At 34.6% G+C, this 318-nt stretch carries 1 pseudogene; it reads left to right on the top strand.

From position 1 onward, the window contains the following. Positions 1 to 318 (top strand): annotated as a pseudogene (locus tag ACFINS_RS10660) (hypothetical protein); the annotation flags it as partial.

The raw sequence follows: 318 nt of genomic DNA, 5'->3' as shown, positions 1-318 counted from the left end.
TTGTAAGAGACGGTGTTGGTATTGTAGGACCGTTGTCTTCAAAATCTGTTGCTGAAGTTCAACTTAGAAATTCGGAAATTCGTTCCGATGTATTATTAAAAAATCATCTAAAAAAGCCAACAGATTCAGACCCTCATCCTGTTACTCTTATATTAACCGCCGATAATTCGATTATGGAAGGAAGAGCAAGAACCTTGCAAATAAATACGACAGTTTTTAATTTAAGCAATAACAGTAAGTGGTATTTAAATGTGAGTCAATACGACGTAGATCGTGACTCTAGTGTATTTAACTATGCTCTTCATGATATTCAACAAC

This window comes from Bartonella sp. AA2SXKL (assembly GCF_042197205.1).
Taxonomy (GTDB): Bacteria; Pseudomonadota; Alphaproteobacteria; order Rhizobiales; family Rhizobiaceae; genus Bartonella.
Note: the sequence above shows the minus strand (reverse complement) of the source record. Positions and strands in the feature narration are given on the sequence as shown.